Origin of the sequence: uncultured Lamprocystis sp., from assembly GCF_903933125.1 — a bacterium.
GTDB lineage: Bacteria > Pseudomonadota > Gammaproteobacteria > Chromatiales > Chromatiaceae > Thiodictyon.
Window position 1 is genome coordinate 1 of the sequence record NZ_CAIZIZ010000031.1, and the last position, 2,377, is coordinate 2,377.

Here is a 2,377-nt window from a genome sequence, read left to right on the forward strand (position 1 = left end):
ATGACTTAGTGGGTTTCGACCCCAGAGCCTTCGGGATTCGGCGAAGGCGGCGATCAAAGCTGAACGCTTCGGCGCAGGGGAACGCCGGACATCGCGGCACACCACCCATGGTGTCTTCCTGAGTCAACCGGATAGGCATGTTGTTTGTAATACTTGCCCCGCACAGCCTTGGAAAAATCAAAGTCGTATTCCGGCCGAAGTTCGTCTTGTAAGTCGTCAGGATTCATACTTTTTTCTCTCATGAGTCGTCGCAAGTCTCGCACTGATTATGCGAATTTCTGTTGCATTCTCGGTGTGGGAAACCACTAAGAGTTACCCCGACAATGACTTACCAACGGTAATAAGGCGTAACTCTCCAATGGAGTGGTCAGCATCTAGGAAAGTTCCCGCTAAAGGATCGCCGAAAACAGTGGTTGCCTCGTCGAATTCGACTTCATGCGTCTTCCGGTTGAGATCCGCTTTATTGATGTCCCAAGTAAACTTCATAGCGTCGGTGGATTTTACGAGTGCGGTTCTTCGGTCGTTTAGCCGGGGCGCAGGTCATCGCGCGGCTTGCCGAGCAAAGGGTTCCCGCCGAGCCGGGCGATCCCGGCGGCCAGTTCGGCGAGATACTTGTCCGCCTGCTTCTCTCCCCATTGCTCGAAGCTGTAGCGCAAGATCGAATTCAGATCTTGCTTGGCACGCGGGCGGTTGACGATCTCAGACACCCAAGCCTGCTTCCCTGCGCGCTTCGCGGCAGATCTCGACCATGTCGAGCGGGGAGTCCTCGCCGCTCGCCTCGCCTTCGATCAGCGCTTGGCGCAGGGCTTCGAGCTTTTGCTCGCGCTCCTCGAGCAGTCGCAGGCTGGCGCGCACAACTTCGCTGGCGGAGCCGTACTGGCCGCTTCGGATTTGGCGCTCGACGAACCCCTTGAAGTGGTCGTCCAGAAAAATGCTGCTGTTTTCCAGCATGATGCAGACTCCCTCGATGACCTGAGAATACCCGATCATGGTAGCACCGGCCGAAGCGATCCGGAACGAGATCGCGCCTTCTTAGGGGGAAAAGGGGAAAGGGGCCAGCAACCCAAAGGAAACCGTGATCTGTCCCTGAGGTATCCCCACGAACTTGAGCGAGAGATCAGTAGGTTTGCGGAATCCCGGCGTCAGTGCCTCTGCCAGCCATTCAAAGCGTCTCTATCTCGCTAATTGACCACAGGCCGAGATCACTGCCCCGGCTCGGGGTCAGACGGTTCCGACTTGTCAGCGAGCAAGCGTTTCAGCCGCTCGTTCTCGGCCAAGGCTTCGTCTTTGGCGGCCCGCTCTTGCTCCTTGGCCGCGCGCTCCTGTGCTATTGCCGCCCGCTCCTGCTCCGCATCCGCCTGCGCTTGCTCCTTAGCCGCGCGCTCCTGCTCTTTTGCCGCTCGCTCGTGCTCAGCGTCCGCCCGCGCATGCTCCGCCTCCGCCCGCGCCTGCTCGACCTCCGCGCGCAGGTCATCGAATTCGAGTTGGATGCTTTGCTGTTCGCGCAGATAGTCCTGCCGCGCCTGGTAGGCATGGTAGGCGTGCTCTTTCTCGGAGAATGCTTTCAGTGTGTTCATGGCGCGCCTCATCTCTTGGGTCTGCATCCAGGCCGGCAGGGCGTCCGCGTCCAGGCGCTCCGCCTCGGTGAAGAATTTCAGCCACCGCTGCTGCTCGGTTTCGACCGCGTCGGCGGCGAATTTGCTCAGTTCCAGCAGCCAGATGCCGCCATGGTCCAGAAAGACGCGACCGTACGGGTCGCGCAGCCGGAATTCATGGGCATAGTCCGGGTCATCCGCCAACAGGGTTTGACCCAGCAGCCAGATCGCATAGGTGGGGCGCAGCTTGCGGTAGCTCTCGCCCTCCTTGATCTGCGCGCTGTAGAGATCGGCCCAACCGTAGAGGATGCGCGCCGGCAGGTCGCGGTGATTGAGGAGTTGGATCTCAACCTGATACAACTGTCCGGTCGCGTCGCGGGCCTTGACGTCGACCACCGTGAGCTTGTCGTCGAGAAATTCCTTTTCGTTATAGGGGTTCTGGATCTCCACCGCGGTGATGGGCCGAGGCAGCTCCGCGCCGAGGATGGCGTTGAGGAAATGGATCAGCAGGTCACGATTGGACTCCGCCCCCAGCAGGGCCTTGAAGACGCAGTCAACCTTGGGATCGATCGGATGGCGCATGGTGGCAGTGTAGGCAGGCGTGGCCGATGCGACAAGGGACGCGGTTCCGGGGCACCGCGCCCGGCGGGAGGCACCGACGGCTCAGCTCACAGGGATATCCGCGACTGCCAACCCTCCCTGCGCGATCCAGCTCAATAACGCGGTTTTTCCGGATGCGTCCAGAAAGAAACAGGTTTCCACGATAACGGGCGCTGCCGTGC

The 2,377-nt window shown here is 60.2% G+C and carries 5 protein-coding genes; all 5 read right to left on the reverse strand.

All coding sequences use genetic code 11. The annotated features are described in order from the left end of the window. Positions 1-53 precede the first annotated feature (53 nt). Positions 54-227, reverse strand: coding sequence for a hypothetical protein (locus QZY03_RS01395; protein ID WP_295577480.1), 174 nt, complete (start codon positions 225-227; stop codon positions 54-56). A gap of 85 nt (positions 228-312) precedes the next feature. Next, positions 313-486: a BrnT family toxin gene (locus QZY03_RS01400; protein WP_295577483.1), complete on the reverse strand. Its 174-nt coding sequence runs from the start codon at positions 484-486 to the stop codon at positions 313-315. Positions 487-524: 38 nt separating this feature from the next. Beyond that, a complete protein-coding gene (locus QZY03_RS01405; protein ID WP_295577485.1) occupies positions 525-707 on the reverse strand; it encodes a type II toxin-antitoxin system RelE/ParE family toxin in 183 nt (60 codons plus the stop codon). Further along, positions 700-951 (reverse strand): type II toxin-antitoxin system ParD family antitoxin, encoded by a 252-nt coding sequence (locus QZY03_RS01410; protein ID WP_295577487.1) that lies wholly within the window; start codon positions 949-951, stop codon positions 700-702. The genes QZY03_RS01405 and QZY03_RS01410 overlap by 8 nt, the downstream gene beginning before the upstream one ends. Before the next feature lie 251 nt (positions 952-1,202). Then, positions 1,203-2,177, reverse strand: coding sequence for an Rpn family recombination-promoting nuclease/putative transposase (locus QZY03_RS01415; RefSeq protein WP_295577489.1), 975 nt, complete (start codon positions 2,175-2,177; stop codon positions 1,203-1,205). Positions 2,178-2,377: the final 200 nt, after the last annotated feature.